The sequence below is a fragment of the Allofournierella sp. genome (genome assembly GCF_017889395.1).
In the GTDB taxonomy this organism is placed as follows: domain Bacteria; phylum Bacillota; class Clostridia; order Oscillospirales; family Ruminococcaceae; genus Allofournierella.
This window is the reverse complement of sequence record NZ_JAGHKE010000029.1, coordinates 1-13,887: the sequence shown is the minus strand read 5'-3', so window position 1 is coordinate 13,887 and position 13,887 is coordinate 1. Positions and strand designations below refer to the sequence as shown.

At 62.4% G+C, this 13,887-nt stretch carries 18 protein-coding genes; 6 read left to right on the top strand and 12 right to left on the bottom strand.

The window, feature by feature from the left end:
* Nucleotides 1-157: 157 nt before the first annotated feature.
* From J7G73_RS05150 to J7G73_RS05135, 4 genes are read left to right on the top strand one after another with little or no spacing between them, the layout of a single operon-like run.
* Entirely contained in the window at nucleotides 158-1,033 is an 876-nt protein-coding gene (locus J7G73_RS05150; RefSeq protein ID WP_291245488.1) for a VanW family protein, read from the top strand.
* Nucleotides 1,030-2,529: an AMP-binding protein gene (locus J7G73_RS05145; protein WP_291245487.1), complete on the top strand. Its 1,500-nt coding sequence runs from the start codon at nucleotides 1,030-1,032 to the stop codon at nucleotides 2,527-2,529. Before J7G73_RS05150 ends, J7G73_RS05145 begins: the two co-directional genes overlap by 4 nt.
* Before the next feature lie 23 nt (nucleotides 2,530-2,552).
* Nucleotides 2,553-2,786 carry a phosphopantetheine-binding protein gene (locus tag J7G73_RS05140; RefSeq protein ID WP_143424726.1) on the top strand — a complete coding sequence of 78 codons (234 nt, stop codon included), beginning with the start codon at nucleotides 2,553-2,555 and terminating at the stop codon, nucleotides 2,784-2,786.
* 30 nt (nucleotides 2,787-2,816) lie between these two features.
* Nucleotides 2,817-3,245: a GtrA family protein gene (locus J7G73_RS05135; protein ID WP_087295502.1), complete on the top strand. Its 429-nt coding sequence runs from the start codon at nucleotides 2,817-2,819 to the stop codon at nucleotides 3,243-3,245.
* 80 nt (nucleotides 3,246-3,325) lie between these two features.
* On the opposite strand, the gene J7G73_RS05130 is transcribed toward J7G73_RS05135, so the two are convergent.
* From J7G73_RS05130 to J7G73_RS05080, 11 genes are all read right to left on the bottom strand, one after another.
* On the bottom strand, nucleotides 3,326-4,291 hold the full coding sequence (locus J7G73_RS05130; protein WP_291245486.1) for a hypothetical protein: 966 nt from the start codon (nucleotides 4,289-4,291) through the stop codon (nucleotides 3,326-3,328).
* A gap of 14 nt (nucleotides 4,292-4,305) precedes the next feature.
* Nucleotides 4,306-4,818, bottom strand: a complete 513-nt coding sequence (locus J7G73_RS05125) for a hypothetical protein (protein ID WP_291245485.1) — start codon at nucleotides 4,816-4,818, stop codon at nucleotides 4,306-4,308.
* An 88-nt stretch (nucleotides 4,819-4,906) separates the two neighbouring features.
* Nucleotides 4,907-5,476, bottom strand: a complete 570-nt coding sequence (locus J7G73_RS05120) for a hypothetical protein (protein ID WP_291245484.1) — start codon at nucleotides 5,474-5,476, stop codon at nucleotides 4,907-4,909.
* Entirely contained in the window at nucleotides 5,473-5,994 is a 522-nt protein-coding gene (locus tag J7G73_RS05115; protein WP_206423070.1) for a sigma-70 family RNA polymerase sigma factor, read from the bottom strand. Before J7G73_RS05115 ends, J7G73_RS05120 begins: the two co-directional genes overlap by 4 nt.
* A 152-nt stretch (nucleotides 5,995-6,146) precedes the next feature.
* Nucleotides 6,147-7,034 carry a DUF368 domain-containing protein gene (locus J7G73_RS05110; protein WP_087295510.1) on the bottom strand — a complete coding sequence of 296 codons (888 nt, stop codon included), beginning with the start codon at nucleotides 7,032-7,034 and terminating at the stop codon, nucleotides 6,147-6,149.
* Between the two features lie 204 nt (nucleotides 7,035-7,238).
* Nucleotides 7,239-7,994 (bottom strand): exodeoxyribonuclease III, encoded by a 756-nt coding sequence (locus tag J7G73_RS05105; RefSeq protein ID WP_291245483.1) that lies wholly within the window; start codon nucleotides 7,992-7,994, stop codon nucleotides 7,239-7,241.
* Between the two features lie 73 nt (nucleotides 7,995-8,067).
* Complete coding sequence (locus J7G73_RS05100) at nucleotides 8,068-8,979, bottom strand: CPBP family intramembrane glutamic endopeptidase (RefSeq protein WP_291245482.1); 912 nt, start codon at nucleotides 8,977-8,979, stop codon at nucleotides 8,068-8,070.
* Nucleotides 8,980-9,124: 145 nt separating this feature from the next.
* Nucleotides 9,125-9,805, bottom strand: coding sequence for a hypothetical protein (locus J7G73_RS05095; protein ID WP_291245481.1), 681 nt, complete (start codon nucleotides 9,803-9,805; stop codon nucleotides 9,125-9,127).
* Between the two features lie 19 nt (nucleotides 9,806-9,824).
* The gene (locus tag J7G73_RS05090; protein ID WP_291245480.1) at nucleotides 9,825-10,472 is read right to left on the bottom strand and encodes a hypothetical protein; all 648 of its coding nucleotides are present in this window, start codon (nucleotides 10,470-10,472) and stop codon (nucleotides 9,825-9,827) included.
* Complete coding sequence (locus J7G73_RS05085) at nucleotides 10,465-11,361, bottom strand: ABC transporter ATP-binding protein (protein WP_291245479.1); 897 nt, start codon at nucleotides 11,359-11,361, stop codon at nucleotides 10,465-10,467. Before J7G73_RS05085 ends, J7G73_RS05090 begins: the two co-directional genes overlap by 8 nt.
* Nucleotides 11,362-11,382: 21 nt before the next feature.
* Nucleotides 11,383-11,757: a GntR family transcriptional regulator gene (locus tag J7G73_RS05080; RefSeq protein ID WP_291245478.1), complete on the bottom strand. Its 375-nt coding sequence runs from the start codon at nucleotides 11,755-11,757 to the stop codon at nucleotides 11,383-11,385.
* A 165-nt stretch (nucleotides 11,758-11,922) separates the two neighbouring features.
* Here J7G73_RS05080 and mutY point away from each other — a divergent pair, with 165 nt between their 5' ends.
* Both mutY and J7G73_RS05070 read left to right on the top strand, forming a co-directional pair.
* A complete protein-coding gene (gene mutY / locus J7G73_RS05075) occupies nucleotides 11,923-12,975 on the top strand; it encodes an A/G-specific adenine glycosylase (RefSeq protein WP_291245477.1) in 1,053 nt (350 codons plus the stop codon).
* A gap of 131 nt (nucleotides 12,976-13,106) precedes the next feature.
* Entirely contained in the window at nucleotides 13,107-13,319 is a 213-nt protein-coding gene (locus tag J7G73_RS05070; protein ID WP_087295521.1) for a hypothetical protein, read from the top strand.
* Nucleotides 13,320-13,386: 67 nt separating this feature from the next.
* On the opposite strand, the gene J7G73_RS05065 is transcribed toward J7G73_RS05070, so the two are convergent.
* Nucleotides 13,387-13,887 (bottom strand): alpha-hydroxy-acid oxidizing protein (locus tag J7G73_RS05065; protein ID WP_291245476.1); only part of this gene is annotated, 501 nt, incomplete at its 5' end.

Below are 13,887 nucleotides of genomic sequence, written 5' to 3'. Positions count from 1 at the left end.
AGCACGGGGCGGTCCAAAGTACAACCAAAAACCATTTTACAAATACGTTTATTTTTTAACAGATCAATCTCTCGCCGTTTGACATTGCCTGCGGGATATTGTATCGTAAGCTTATACGTTTCCCGGGTGACCCGGAAAACCGCAAGGAGGAACTGCCATGGCGCGGCGCAAGCTGTTTTGTGAATACGGGCCGGTGTGCTACCAGCTCTCGCTGCGCAAGGAACGGCTTTTGCGCCACACAAAGGATCTGGTGAGCCGCCAGCGGTTTGCCTCTGCCCGGCAGGCCGAGCCGCTGCCCGCTCTGGTGAAGGGGCACTGCTCGGTAATCCGCCGCAAGCTGGCCGGGGTAGACCCCGCATTGCAGGAGGGCAAGGCTCAAAACCTTATGCTGGCCGCCGCGAAGGTGAACGGGCTGATCATCGCTCCCGGCGAGACCTTTTCCTTCTGGCGCACGGTGGGCAATGCCACCCGCCGCAAGGGCTACCGGGAGGGGCTGACCATCTCCGGCGGCAAGCTGGGCCGGGGCATCGGCGGCGGGCTGTGCCAGCTGGCGAATCTGATCCACTGGCTGGTGCTGAACAGCCCCCTCACCGTCACCGAGCTGCACCATCATTCCGACGCCCTGTTCCCGGATGAGCGGCGCACCGTGCCCTTTGGCACCGGCACCTCGGTGTTTTACAACAATGTGGACTATCGCTTTCGCAACGACACCGGCCAGCCGGTGCAGCTTCTCATCTGGCTGCGGGAGGACGAGCTCTGCGGCGAGCTGCGAAGCCTGCAGCCCTTCCCCTGCCGCTACCGGCTGGTGGAGGAAAACAGTCACTACGCCCGCCTGGAGGACGGCTACTACCGCCTGAGCCAGGTGTACAAGCTCACCATCGACCGGGCAACCGGCACAGTGCTGCGCCGGGACCTGATCCTGGACAACCGGTCCCGGGTGCTGTTTGACCCGGCGCTGATCCCGCCTGAAGAACTGCGCGAAGAGGACGGTGGCCGCTGGTGCTGCCCTATGCAAAAGGAGAATCCCCTGTGAAGGAACCTGTCAACTGGAACGATCTTGTAACACGCTGCGCCAAAAGCCCCCATCTGCCCGCCTACGAAAGCGGAGGATGGGGGCTTAGCTACGGTCAGCTGCTCACCCGGGCCCGGGTGCTGGCCGCCGCGCTGGAGCAGCTTTGGCCGGGCGAAGGTCCGGTGCTTCTTTATGGCCACAAGCAGCCCGCCCTGCCGGTAGGCATGCTGGCCTGCCTGCTGGCGGGCCGGGCCTATGTGCCCTGTGACGAGAGCTGGCCCGCCGCCCGGGTGGAGGCAGTCTTCCGCCAGGCGGGCGCGTCTGCCCTGCTGTTTGCGGACGAAGCCCCCGCCCCCTGGCCGAACCAGCTGCCCGCCGCGCCCCTCTGGCCCATGAGCGCGCCGGGCATCATCGAACCGCTGGCCGCGCCCCGGCCCTGCGACCCGGAGCAGACCGCCTACATCCTGTTTTCCTCCGGCAGCACCGGCCAGCCCAAGGGCATCCCGGTGCCCCGCCGGGCTCTGGCGAACTTCGCCCGCTGGCTCACCGCCCGGCCCGGTCTGGCCCTTGCCCCCGGTGAAACGGTGGTGGGGCAGGCGGCCTTTTCCTTCGATCTCTCGCTGGCGGACCTGACCCTCGCCTTCTGCGGGCAGGGGCGGCTGGTGAGCCTGACCCGCCAGGAGCTGGCCGACCCGGCCCTGCTGTTCCGAAGGCTTAGCGCCAGCGGCGCGGCGGTGCTGGTCTGCACCCCCACTTTTCTGGAACTGTGCCTGTGCGACAAGAACTTTTCCCCCGCGCTGATGCCCAAACTTCGTGCGGTGTTCTGCTGCGGCGAGGTGCTGCCGCGGTCTGCGGCGGAAAAATTCCTGGCCCGCTTCCCCGGCGCATCCCTGCTGAACGCCTACGGTCCCACCGAGGCCGCCTGCGCGGTGTGCGCGGTGAACGCCGCCGACGCTCTGACCACTTTCAGGGAAGGTCCCCTGCCGGTGGGCCTTGTGGAAGACGCCGCGGTGGAGATCGCCGCTCTCAGCCCGGAGGGCACAGTGCTGTCCGAAGGTGAGGCCGGCGAGCTGGCCCTGCGGGGCGAAAGTGTGTTTTCCGGCTACCTGCCCGGCAGCGGCGACGCCCGGTTTTCCGGCGAATGGTACCACACCGGCGACAGCGGCTTTGTGAAGGACGGCCATATCTGGTGCACCGGACGGCTGGACGATCAGCTGAAATACTGCGGCTGGCGCATCGAGCCCGGCGAGGTGGAGGCCGCGCTGCGCACCCTGCCCGGCGTGGAACGGGCGGCGGTGCTGCCCCAGCGCACACCGGACGGCCGGGTGCGCCGCATCTGCGCCTTTTTGCAGGCCGAGGAGAGTGCCCGCCTGCCGGACGAGGAAGCCCGCCGCCTGCTGGCTTTGCGGCTACCGGCTTACATGCTGCCCGGCCGCTTTCTCTGGCTGGACGCGCTGCCGGTGACCGAAAACGGCAAATGCGACCGGGCACGCCTGACCCGGGAATTTCTGCTTTGAGCGCAAAAAAGGAGGCATATCTGATGCAGCTTTCCGACGATGTGATCCTGAACCTGATCGCCAGTGTCTGCGGCACGCCCCGGGCGCTGGAGGACGGCGTGGACCTGATTGAGAGCGGGCTGATGGATTCCCTTGCCCGCATCACCCTGTTCGAGGGGCTGGAGGACCTGGGCGTGGAGCTCTCGCCCACCCAGCTTTCCCCCGACGCGCTGCGCAGCGCCCGGTCCATTCTGGCTGCTGTGCGCGAAGCACTGTAACCCTGTTATTTTTATGGAGTGAACAATCCGATGCATTCTTCAATTTCTCAGACACCCGCCGCCGAAACGCGCGGCTGGCGCACCTTTGTACCCTTCGCGGCCTCCTCGCTGGTTTCCTCCGGGATGGATCTGGGGGCGTTCTGGCTGCTGTGCTGCGCGCTGCGGCCCTACCTGCCCGAGGCGGTCTACATCACCGCCGCAACCATTGCGGCGCGGGTGCTCTCCAGCCTGATGAACTACCTGATCAACTATTTCTTTGTGTTCCAGAGCCGGACCGCCCACCAGCGCAGCGCCACCCTTTACACCATCCTCACTGTGCTCAAGACTCTGGCCAGCGCCTTTCTGGTGGCGCTGCTGGTCTCGCTGCTCCCGGGTCTGCCGGAGCTGGGAGCAAAAATTCCTGTGGACGTGGCACTGTTCGTCATCAACTATCTGATTCAGAACGCCTTCGTCTACTGATCATCAAAAAGAAAGCCCCGCCGGGCATGCGTTTTCGCACAGCCCGGCGGGGCTTTTGTTGTTTTTCCGTTTTTCGGGGCTCAGCCGTTCTCAACAGCAGTTGTTTCCTCCGTGACGGTCTCGGCGGATTCCTCAAGAGCGCTCTCCACGGAATCCTCCTCCGGCTGGGGCTCCTGCTGGTCGTTCTGCGCCTTTTGGGCCAGATACGCATCCAGCTCTTCCTTCTCCCACCAGCTGTACTGGTCATCCTCCCAGTAGCGCACCATGTGGGTCACCTGACCGGCCAGCTCCTGGGCGCTGGCATTCATCTGGAACGGACCGCCGATCTGCAGCTCCCACTGATCGTCGCCGTGTTCCGTGTGGAAATCCACCTGGTCCACACCCAGCTCCCGCAGGGCGGGCAGCGTCTGTGCACAAACCTCGGCAAAGGCATTCTCGTCCGCGTAGGTCCCGGCCAGAGTCAGGTTCAGCCGCACCAGATCCTCGCTCTTCAGATCCGCCAGTGTCATATCCTTGTCGAACTCCATCCGGTTCAGATCCACATAGCTGTAACCGTCCAGCACAATACCGGTGGGCAGCTTCTCATATACCTGCTGCTCCAGCTCCTGCTCCAGCCGCTGCTGGGTGTATTCCCGGTCCGGCCCGTAATAGCGCAGCAGAACGGGCACCGTGGCCGCACTCATGCTGGCGCAGATGAGCACAAAGCAAACAAACATGCTCAGCAGATCGTATTTCAGCTGGGCGTCACCCTTGCGGGCATTGGCCCACAGCACCTCCACGCCCAGCGCCACCAGCACCAGCGGGGCCAGCTTTGCCGCCGTGAGCAGCGGGAAGTTTTGCAGCATCAGGCTGGCAGCAATGCAGCCGCCGGTGAGGATCAGCGCGACGCCCAGGGTGAAAAAGCCTACCCGGCGCACCTTGGGCTGAGCGGGGCGGGGCATTTTGTCCCGCCGGGGCTGCCGGGTGTATTCCGGCGCCGCAGCCTGCTCTGTCGCCTGTGTGTTTTCTTCCATGGGAGTCATGGGTTCAAAATCCGTATGGTTCATTGTCTGTTCCTCCCTTACTCGCCCTTGTATTCGGTGAAGTCCTCATCCAGCTCCTGGGGCAGCTCGCCGCCCTTCTGGATGCCGAAGCCCCGGATCAGGCGAACACCCGCATACACAAACACCACGGATACCGCCAGCGTGGGCAGGTTGTTGATGAGAGAGCGCACCGCATTCACCACCGGGTTGTCGTAGCCGAAGATGTCGGCCAGGTCCCACACCCAGGGATAGATAAAGTTGGAGTACAGGCCCCACACGCCCAGCAGCACCAGGCCCCAGCCCACCAGATTGTGGCGCTGCATGGCCAGCCGGGCCAAACCCTTCAGCTCATCCAGATTGAACTGGTAATCGTCCGGCGGACAGATGCCCATCTTCAGCTGGCTGCGCAGGTTCAGCGAATCGAAAAAGCTGTACATATACACCACGGCGGCAAACACCGCGATGGGTCCGAACAATCCCGCTCCCAAAGCGATGAGCAGTACAAAGGCCGTCACCTGAGAAAGGCCGCGCTTCATGTATCCCTGATACATCTGCCCCGCGCCCGGGATAAAGGAAAAGCAAAAGGTCAAAAATCCATTTTTGATCATATTGTCACACGCTCCCATTCAGTCGTTTTAATCAGTTTTCATTCCGGTCAAGGAATTGGCTCAGCCATTGGCTCAGTCCACCATCGGTTTCCTGCTCCGGTTCCTCATCCGGCTCATCGTCCGGCTCATCCAGCTGATGGATATTGTCGGGCCGGTGCTCCGGGCCAAGGCCGTTGTCCGGCCGGTTGGGCTTGCCCTCAATGCGCTCCAGCAGCTGACCCAGCGGGCCGGGCTGCTGCTCCTGTGCGGTCTGCTCCAGGGCGGGCGGCTGGACGGCCAGTGCCTCCATCGCGCCGCCAAACACCCCGCTGTACCACAGGCCCGCGGTGATGACCACCGCAGCAGCCGCGGCCGCGTACCGGTTCCAGGCGATCTTCACCGCCCGGCGGCGCAGCCTGCGCATCACCGGCAGGGTCACATCCTGCTCCGGCTCCTCCAGCACATCCCCGGTGAGCAGTGCGGTATATCGCGCCAGGCACTCGTCGCAGAAGCTCAGGTGCTCCGCGGCCTCCAGCCGCTGCATCTCATCCAGCGTTCCGTCGATGAGGGCCTGCAGTCCCTCGTCGCTCAGATGGCCGGTTTGTAAAAACAGTTCCGTCATTGCGCCTGTCTCCTTTCTGTGATCTGCTGCTGCAGCAGGCGTTTGGCCCGATACAGCTGGGTGTGCACCGTTTTGGGCGGGCGGCGCAGGGCGCGGGCAATCTCATCCACGCTGCGCTCCTGCAGAAAATACATCACCGACACCTGGTAATAGGGTTCCCGCAGGTCCTTCACCATCTGGCGAATGGCTGCGGCCTCGGTCTCGCTTACGGTCAGGTCCTCCGGCCCGGGAGGTGCGGCGCCCACCGCCGCCGTTTCCGGCATGGCCTCGTCGCCGGGGGCGGTCACTCGCCGGTTCCAGGCGCTCTTCAGATGGTCGCGGGCCTTATTGGCCGCGATGCGGGCCAGCCAGGGCTTGTAGTGCTCGGGAGGGCAGTCGTCCATGTGGGAAAAGGCCGCCACGAAGGTATCCTGGGTCAGGTCTTCGGCCAGCTGGTGATCCCGTACCAGCTGGTAGCACACGGTATAGACCAGCTTCTGATACTGCTCCACCAGTGCGCTGAACTGTGCATTGGTCACTCGGCTGAACGCCCCCTTCCCTTGCTTGTTTTCCCCTTCGCCGAATAAAACGAACCTGAAAGGAGGTTTTCTTCACAAATCCAAAGAATTTTTTAACGCTCACAAAAAAACGAGCAGGCGGCATGCCGCTTGCTCGTTTTCTGTGGCAGAAATCAGGCCTCTTCCTTGCTGCCCATGAGCCAGGTGCCCCAGGCGCCCAGCACAGCCAGCACCAGGCCAACCACCAGCTCCACCACCGAGAAGCCGCTCAGAGCGTCGGCGGAATAGAGGATGGCAAAGGGAGAGGAGACGATCAGGCCGATGATGGCCGCGAAGGTCTGGCTGGGGAAACGCTGGAACAGATACTCAATGATCTTGGCGATCAGGAAGATGCCCAGCACCACGCCCACGCCGAAGGGAGCCAGCAGCAGGCAGTTGTTGATCACGCCGCCGATGTCCATATCCTTGAGCATGGTCACGGTTCCGGTAACCAGTGCCAGAATGGTGCTGTAGTAGCCCAGCACCATCAGCACCATGCTGCCGGACACACCGGGAATGACCATGGTGGCGCTGGCGATCAGGCCCAGCAGGAACAGCACCACAGCGGTGCCCGGATTCAGGGTCAGGGTTTTCACCGCGCCCTCGGAGCCCTGCAGCAGAGGCAAGCCCACGCCGATGGCCAGCAGCACCAGGAAGCTGATGACCTCGCCCGCGCCGATGCGGCGGCTGGGCTTTTTGGCCACGTTGCTGCGCAGGTTCATCCACAGGATGGGCAGACCGCCCAGGATCAGACCCACAAAGGTCAGGCAGGTGGCCAGCACATGGGCCTCCAGCAGGTACTCCAGCAAGAAGCCGAAGCCCACGATGCCGATGCCCATGCCGATGCCCAGGGGAATCAGTAGCTTCATGCTCTCCTTAAAATGCTTGAACAGGCCGGTGACCGCGCTGATCAGCTTGTCGTAGATGCCCATGGACACCGCCATGGTGCCGCCGGACACGCCGGGAATGATGTTTGCGATACCGATCACGATACCGCGCAGGATATCCAGTAAAGCTTTCATAATAAACCGCGTTTCCTTTCTTATGGATCAGGGTTTTCTCTCGTTCTCGGTCAGGCCTTTGCTTTTGGCCTGACCTTTTAACTATATCCTATCCTACCTCTGTATGCAAGAGAAACGGCGTGATTTATCTCTCTCAGGCAGAATTGTACAAACGCCCCACCCGGTAAATTCCCGGGTGGGGCGCTGTTTTTCTTTTCAGCCGATTTACAAATCGATGATCAGACCCACCGGGCAGTGGTCGCTGCCCTCGATGTCCGCATAGATCACGCTGTCCTTCACCTTATCCATCAGCCGGTCGGACACAATGAAATAATCGATGCGCCACCCCGCGTTGTTTTTGCGGGCGTTGAAGCGGTAGCTCCACCAGCTGTAGGCGCCGGTCTTGTCCGGATACAGGGCACGGAAGCTGTCCGCAAAGCCGCTGGCAAGCAGCCGGGTCATCTTCTCCCGCTCCTGGTCCGAGAAGCCCGCGTTGCCCCGGTTGGTCTTGGGGTTCTTCAGGTCAATCTCGTTGTGGGCCACGTTCAGATCACCGCAGTAGATCACCGGCTTTTCCTTGTCCAGCTCCATCAGGTAGGCGCGCAGGTCATCCTCCCACTGCATTCGGTAGTCGATGCGGGCCAGCCCCTCCTGGGCGTTTGGGGTGTAAACGTTCACCAGGTAGAACTCCGGGTATTCCAGCGTGATGGCCCGGCCCTCGTGGCTGTGCTCCTCCGGTCCGATGCCGTAGCGCACGCTCAGCGGCGGCTGCTTGCAGTAGCAGGCCGTGCCGGAATAGCCCTTCTTCTCGGCGCTGTAAAAATATTCGGTGTAGCCCTCCGGCTCAAATTCCGCCTGACCGGGCTGGCACTTGGTCTCCTGCAAGCAGAAGATATCCGCGTCCAGGGTAGCAAAGCTTTCGGCAAAGCCCTTTTTCAGCACCGCCCGCAGGCCGTTCACGTTCCAGCTGATGAATTTCATCGCAAGTCCTCCAGAATCAGTAACTTTTCCTGATTATATCGAATTTTGCTGCTGCTTGCAAGGGGCAGCGCGCTCACCCGAGCAGATTGAGCACACACACAACCACAAAGGTGATGAACCACAGAATCATACCCGGGTTGAGCAGCACCGCCCGTACCGGATGCGCCGGCAGGCCGGTGGCAGGGCGCACGAACAAGCGGCGGTGGAAGTCCCAGAGCTGTACCAGGCCCCAGCCCGCCATCACCAGAATGCAGGCGCCCAGCAGCGTATTGGCCACCGCGCTCTCACCTGCGCTGGTAAGCACACAGCTGCTGAAGAAGTTGATAAACAGATGAATCAGCATGCCGTAGACCACACTGCCGGTACGGCAAACCAGATATCCCAGCCAGCAGCCCAGCACGAAGGCGTAGAAGAACTGATCCAGATTGCCATGGAAGCTGCCGAAGAAGAAAGCAGAGATTAGAATATAAGGCAGCTGACCGAATCGGATCAGCTTGCGGTACAGATAGCCCCGGAACACCAGCTCTTCGGCCACCGCGGGCACCAGGCTGATCAGGATCAGCGACGCCCAGGGCGAAACCTGATCCATCATTCCGTTCACGCTGTCGCCCTCCGGCAGGCCTGCCAGGGTGCGAATCGCCGTGAGCAGCAGCAGCGACGCCAGGTTGACGACCATGCAGCTGCCATAGCCCACCGCCGCCGCCCGGGCGAAGGTGACCGGGCGCAGCGCCCGCACCGGCCGCAGCGGAAAGGGCGCTGTGCTGGGCAGGAAATGCCCGATGGCCAGCAGCACCGGCAGCCCCAGGCCGTAAATTCCCACATCGTTCAGGAGCAACAGCAGATCGGTGGTCACCTTGTCCGTCGTCCACACCGCCGCCATGGTCATCAGGCTGGCCCCGAGCATACTGATCACCAGCATGCAGGTAAAGCCCAGGCCCAACAGGCCCACTGCTACGGCAAAATCATTTCGTTTTTTCTGCGGCATTATTACCGCCTCCTTTGCCCGGGGGCCTTTTTCCCTGTGCCCCACTTGGAATAATATCCCCAGTGTACCACACCCGGCCCTTAAACGCCAGAGCGGGATGCGCCAAACTTCGGCACATCCCGCTCTTTTCACAAAATCATCGAATTTACAGCTCCCGTACCGTCCAGTGCAGCAGCCGCCGCACCGCCCAGACCGTCCAGCCCAGCAGCACCACCGTCAGTACTGCCATCAGCGTCCACAGAGCAGCGGGGCTTTTCTCATACAGCTCGATCAGATACTTGGGCGAAAAGCAGATCAGCATCCACAGCACCCACACAACCCAATATCCTTTGGGGCCCAGCGTATTCACTGTGGCCGCCACGCAGATGCTCAGCAGCACCGGGGCCAGCAAAATCAACAGCCACTCCACCGTGGGCAGCAGGGCCAGGCCGTCCATGTCCAGCACAATGCCCTGGGGCGCATAGGCCAGCCGGTAGATCAGGTGACTCAGCCCATTCAAGCCGAAGAGCAGCACAGCGCTTGCCAGTGCGCCGCCCAGATGCCAGGCCACACAGCGCAGCACCTGCTGCCGCCGAGTCCCGCCCAGGGCAATGCCCAGCGTGAGCACCCGGTTCACCCGCTGAAGCCCGGTGAACACACTCACAAAGGCCAGCAGGATCAGGCAGATCATGGCGGAGAGGATCACCGTGGTCTTTTCTCCGGTGACAGCCAGCGCCACCGCCGTGACGCCCTCGAACAGCAGCCAGAACACGGCCACCGCGCCCAGCTGCCAGTCCAGCCCGCTGCCGTACAGCAGCCACTGGCGGCGCAGCGTCTCTTTCTTCATTTCCCGTCCGCTCCTTTCCTCACAGCCAGTTCACTTGAGCAGTGCGGCACTGGCGGTACAGCCCGAAGCTGGCCGCGCCGCCCACCACAAGACTCGCGCCGCAGATGCCCCACAGGATGGTATTCATGCCGAAAAACGAGAAGATCATGTGGGCGACCATGGCGGCGATGTATCCCAGATACAGCAGCATCACCAGTCCCCAGCCAAAGATCTTCCAGCCGGTTTTCTGCACCAGCGACAGCCAGCCGCCCATGGCTCCTATAGCCCACAGCAGCAAAAACAGCGCCAGGCCGGAAACCCCTTTTGCCGACAGCGTGAGAAAGCTCGCCGCCTCCTCCGGCATAAAAGCCGCTGCGCCCCAGTCCAGCAATGCCTGCATGGGCAGGCAGACCAGTGCCTGTGCGGCGATAGCCAGCTCCATGGTGGCCCACAGGCTTTTGCGTACCGCACCCATGGCCAGACCGATGTTCACCAGGCTGCGAACCGTTGAGGAGCCGAGGATCGGGCACATGATAAAGAATGCCATCACGCCGCCCCGGATATAGGTGGAAAATATGGATTCCGGCCCAAACAGTGCCGTACTCGCCAGGCAGAACAACACAAACCCGAACAGTATGCCCATCCCGGTGGCCGGATACCGCCAGAAAGCTCTGATGTTGTTAACCATCCTGCACCTCCCCGTGGCCGCACAGGGCCACAAACACCTTTTGCAGGTTCAGCGGGGTCACATCCACATCCCGGCCGCTTACCGCCTGTGCCAGCTCATTTTCGCCGCAGCGCACGGTCACCGCCTTGTGGCGGCCCATCCGCTCGGTGGAGAGCACCGTCAGGCCCTGCGCGGCAGCATCCACTTCATCCTCCCGGCCGCTGATCAGGTGGAACTGGGCCACCAGCTCCTCAGTGGGGGCCTGTTCCACAATGCGGCCCTCGTCCAGGATGATGACCTCCTCGAACACGGCGGCCGCTTCTTCAATAATATGGGTGGACACCACAAAGGTGCGTCCGGTCTCGGCGTAGTCCTCCAGCAGCAGCTTGTAGAACAGCTCCCGGGCCACCACATCCAGGCCCGCCACCGGCTCGTCCAACAGGGTGATGGGCGCCCGGCTGGCCAACGCCACCACGATGGTGACCATGCTCAGCATGCCCTTGGACAGCTTGTTGATCCGCTTGTTCTCCTCCAGCCCGAACCGCTGGGCCAGCCGGTGGGCGTAGGCGTCGTCCCAGTTTTTGTAATAGATGGAGGCGATGCGGAAATAGTCCTTCACCTTCAGTCCGGCGGCCACGCTGTTGGGCGCGCCGGAAAACTCCCGGGAAAAGCACAGCCGGCTCAGCGCCGCCGGGTTCTCCCACACCGGTGCATCGCCATAGGTAATCCGGCCGCCGTCCGCCGCCAGCTGTGCAGTGAGCAGGGCCAGCAGAGTGGTCTTGCCCGCCCCGTTGCGGCCGATCAGGCCATAAATGCGGCCCGGTTCGATGGTCAGGTCCAGGTTTTTCAGCACCTCTTTGGTTCCAAAGCTCTTGTTCAGGCCCACGGCCTTCAATGCCATCTGTTCCATACTCATGTTCCTCCCCGGCCCTTACTGGGCCTCGCTGTAGTCCCGGCGGATCATGCCGGCCAGTTCCTCCTCGCCCAGGCCCAGGCTTTTCGCCTCTTTTGCCAGGGCGGTCACATACTGCTGGTAAAAAGCGGCCCGGCGCTTTTGCTGCACCAGCGCCACCGCACCCTCGGCCACAAACATGCCGATGCCCCGCTTTTTGTACAGCACGCCCTCATCCACCAGCAGGTTGATGCCCTTTGCTGCTGTGGCCGGGTTGATGCTGTATTGCCTTGCCAGCTCGTTGGTGCTGGGCACCTGCTCACCCTCCCGGTAAATGCCGCGCAGGATGCTGTCCTCCAGCATTTTTGCGATCTGCAGATAGATGGAACTTTGATCGTTCAGCGTTCCATTCACAGCCTCGGCCTCCTTTTCGCCTCTTGTTCATTGGTTCATTACTTGTGCAACTAACTATACCACCTATGGCAGAATCTGTCAAGGTCCGTCGGGCGCAAAAAGGCTTTTGCCGCCGCCCCAGGCGTGGTATACTACCCAGAGACAACCCAAAAGGAGAAAACACCCATGCCCACTCTTTCCCCCATCGCACCGGACCTTCTGGCCTGGTTTTCCAAGAACGCCCGCACTCTGCCCTTCCGGCAGGACCCCACTCCCTACCACATCTGGGTCAGCGAGATCATGCTGCAGCAGACCCGGGTGGCCGCCGCGCTGGAATATTACGACCGCTGGATGAAGGCCCTGCCCACCATCCGGGACCTGGCCGAGTGCGACGAGGAGAAGCTGCACAAGCTGTGGGAGGGGCTGGGCTACTACAGCCGGGTGCGCAATCTGCAGAAGGCGGCTCGCATCGTGTGCCAGGAATACGGCGGCCAGCTGCCCGCCGACCATAAAAAGCTGCTGGCGCTGCCCGGCATCGGGGACTACACCGCCGGGGCCATCGGGTCCATCGCCTTCCATCTGCCGGTGCCCGCGGTGGACGGCAACGTACTGCGGGTGTTCAGCCGCCTGTACAACGACGACCGGGACATCGCGGACCCCAAAACCAAAAAGGCCTATACCCAGTGGGTGATGGAGCACCAGCCGCCGGAGGCGCCCGGCCCCTACAACGAGGCATTGATGGAGCTGGGTGCGCTGGTCTGCCTGCCCAACGGCGAGCCGCTGTGCGAAGCCTGCCCGCTGGCCCACCTGTGCCGAGCCCGCCAGGCCGGCACCCAGAACACCCTGCCGGTGAAAAAAGCCGCCAAAGCCCGCCGCATTCAGCCGGTCACGGTGCTGCTGGTCAGAAGCGAAAAGGGCTGGCTGCTCCAGCGCCGCCCGAACGCCGGCCTGCTGGCCGGACTGTGGCAGCCCGTCCTCTTTGAGGCGGAGCTCTCCCGTCAGGAGGCCGCCGATCGGCTGGCGGCCCTTGGCCTTTCGGTTCGGCTTGGCAATCCCCTCAAGCCCGCCAAGCACATTTTCAGCCACATCGAGTGGCGCATGAGCGGCTGGCAGGCCGAGGCCGGGGCAGCTCCGCTTCCCGCCGGCTATGTGTGGGCAGACCGGGCCGCACTGGAGCAGCAGTACACCCTGCCCGGAGCCTTCAATGCCTTCCGCCCGCTGCTGGAAACAGAGGGCTGAAACATCCGCTTTTTCGTGCATGTTCACAAATTCATATTGTATTCCACCGCCCGGCGGGATATAATAAACCTATATACAACGAATTCCGGACCGGTGCATTTTGCCCGGCCATACTCAAGGAGGAATCGATTATGAAGCATTCTACCTTTGTTGCCGTTCTGCTGTTTCTGGCTGGTGCCGTAGGTGCACTGACCGCTGCCTGGCTGTACATCCGCCGCCGCGAGAAGGAGCTGGACGAATACGAGCAGCTGCTGTTCAGCGAGGACTTTGACGACGAACCCCTCAGCGCCGAGGAGGACGTGGACGTCGCCGACGAAGTTCAGGAGCCCGTGGACGAGGCCTGATTCATCAAACAAGCACAAAAATGCCGCCGGGGAAATCCCCCGGCGGCATTTTTTCGTTTCGTTCCGCTTACGGCTGCCAGATCAGCTCAGGGCCGATCTCGGCCAGACTGTGCACACCGCACATGGCCATGGTGTCCTGCAGCTCGGTCTTGAGCTTATTGGTGAGCAGCGCCACACCCTCGGCCCCACCGCCGTACACGGCGGTCACATAGGGGCGGGCCAGCAGGGCCGCGTCCGCACCCAGCGCCAGCGCCCGGAACACATCCAGACCGCTGCGGATGCCGCCGTCCACCAGAATCATCATCCGGCCCTTCACGGCCTTCGCAATGGCGGGCAGCACCTGGGCCGTGGGCGGCACGCCGTCCTGCACCCGGCCGCCGGGGTTGGATACCACGATGCCCGCGGCCCCGGCCTCCAGCGCCTTTTCCGCGCCCTTCACAGTCATGATTCCTTTCAGAATGAAGGGCACGCCCGCGTATTCAATGATCTCCCGCAGCTCCTCCACGGTCTTGGGACCGGCAGGCGGATTCAGGCCCTTCAAAAAGGGCAGACCCGCGGCGTCGATATC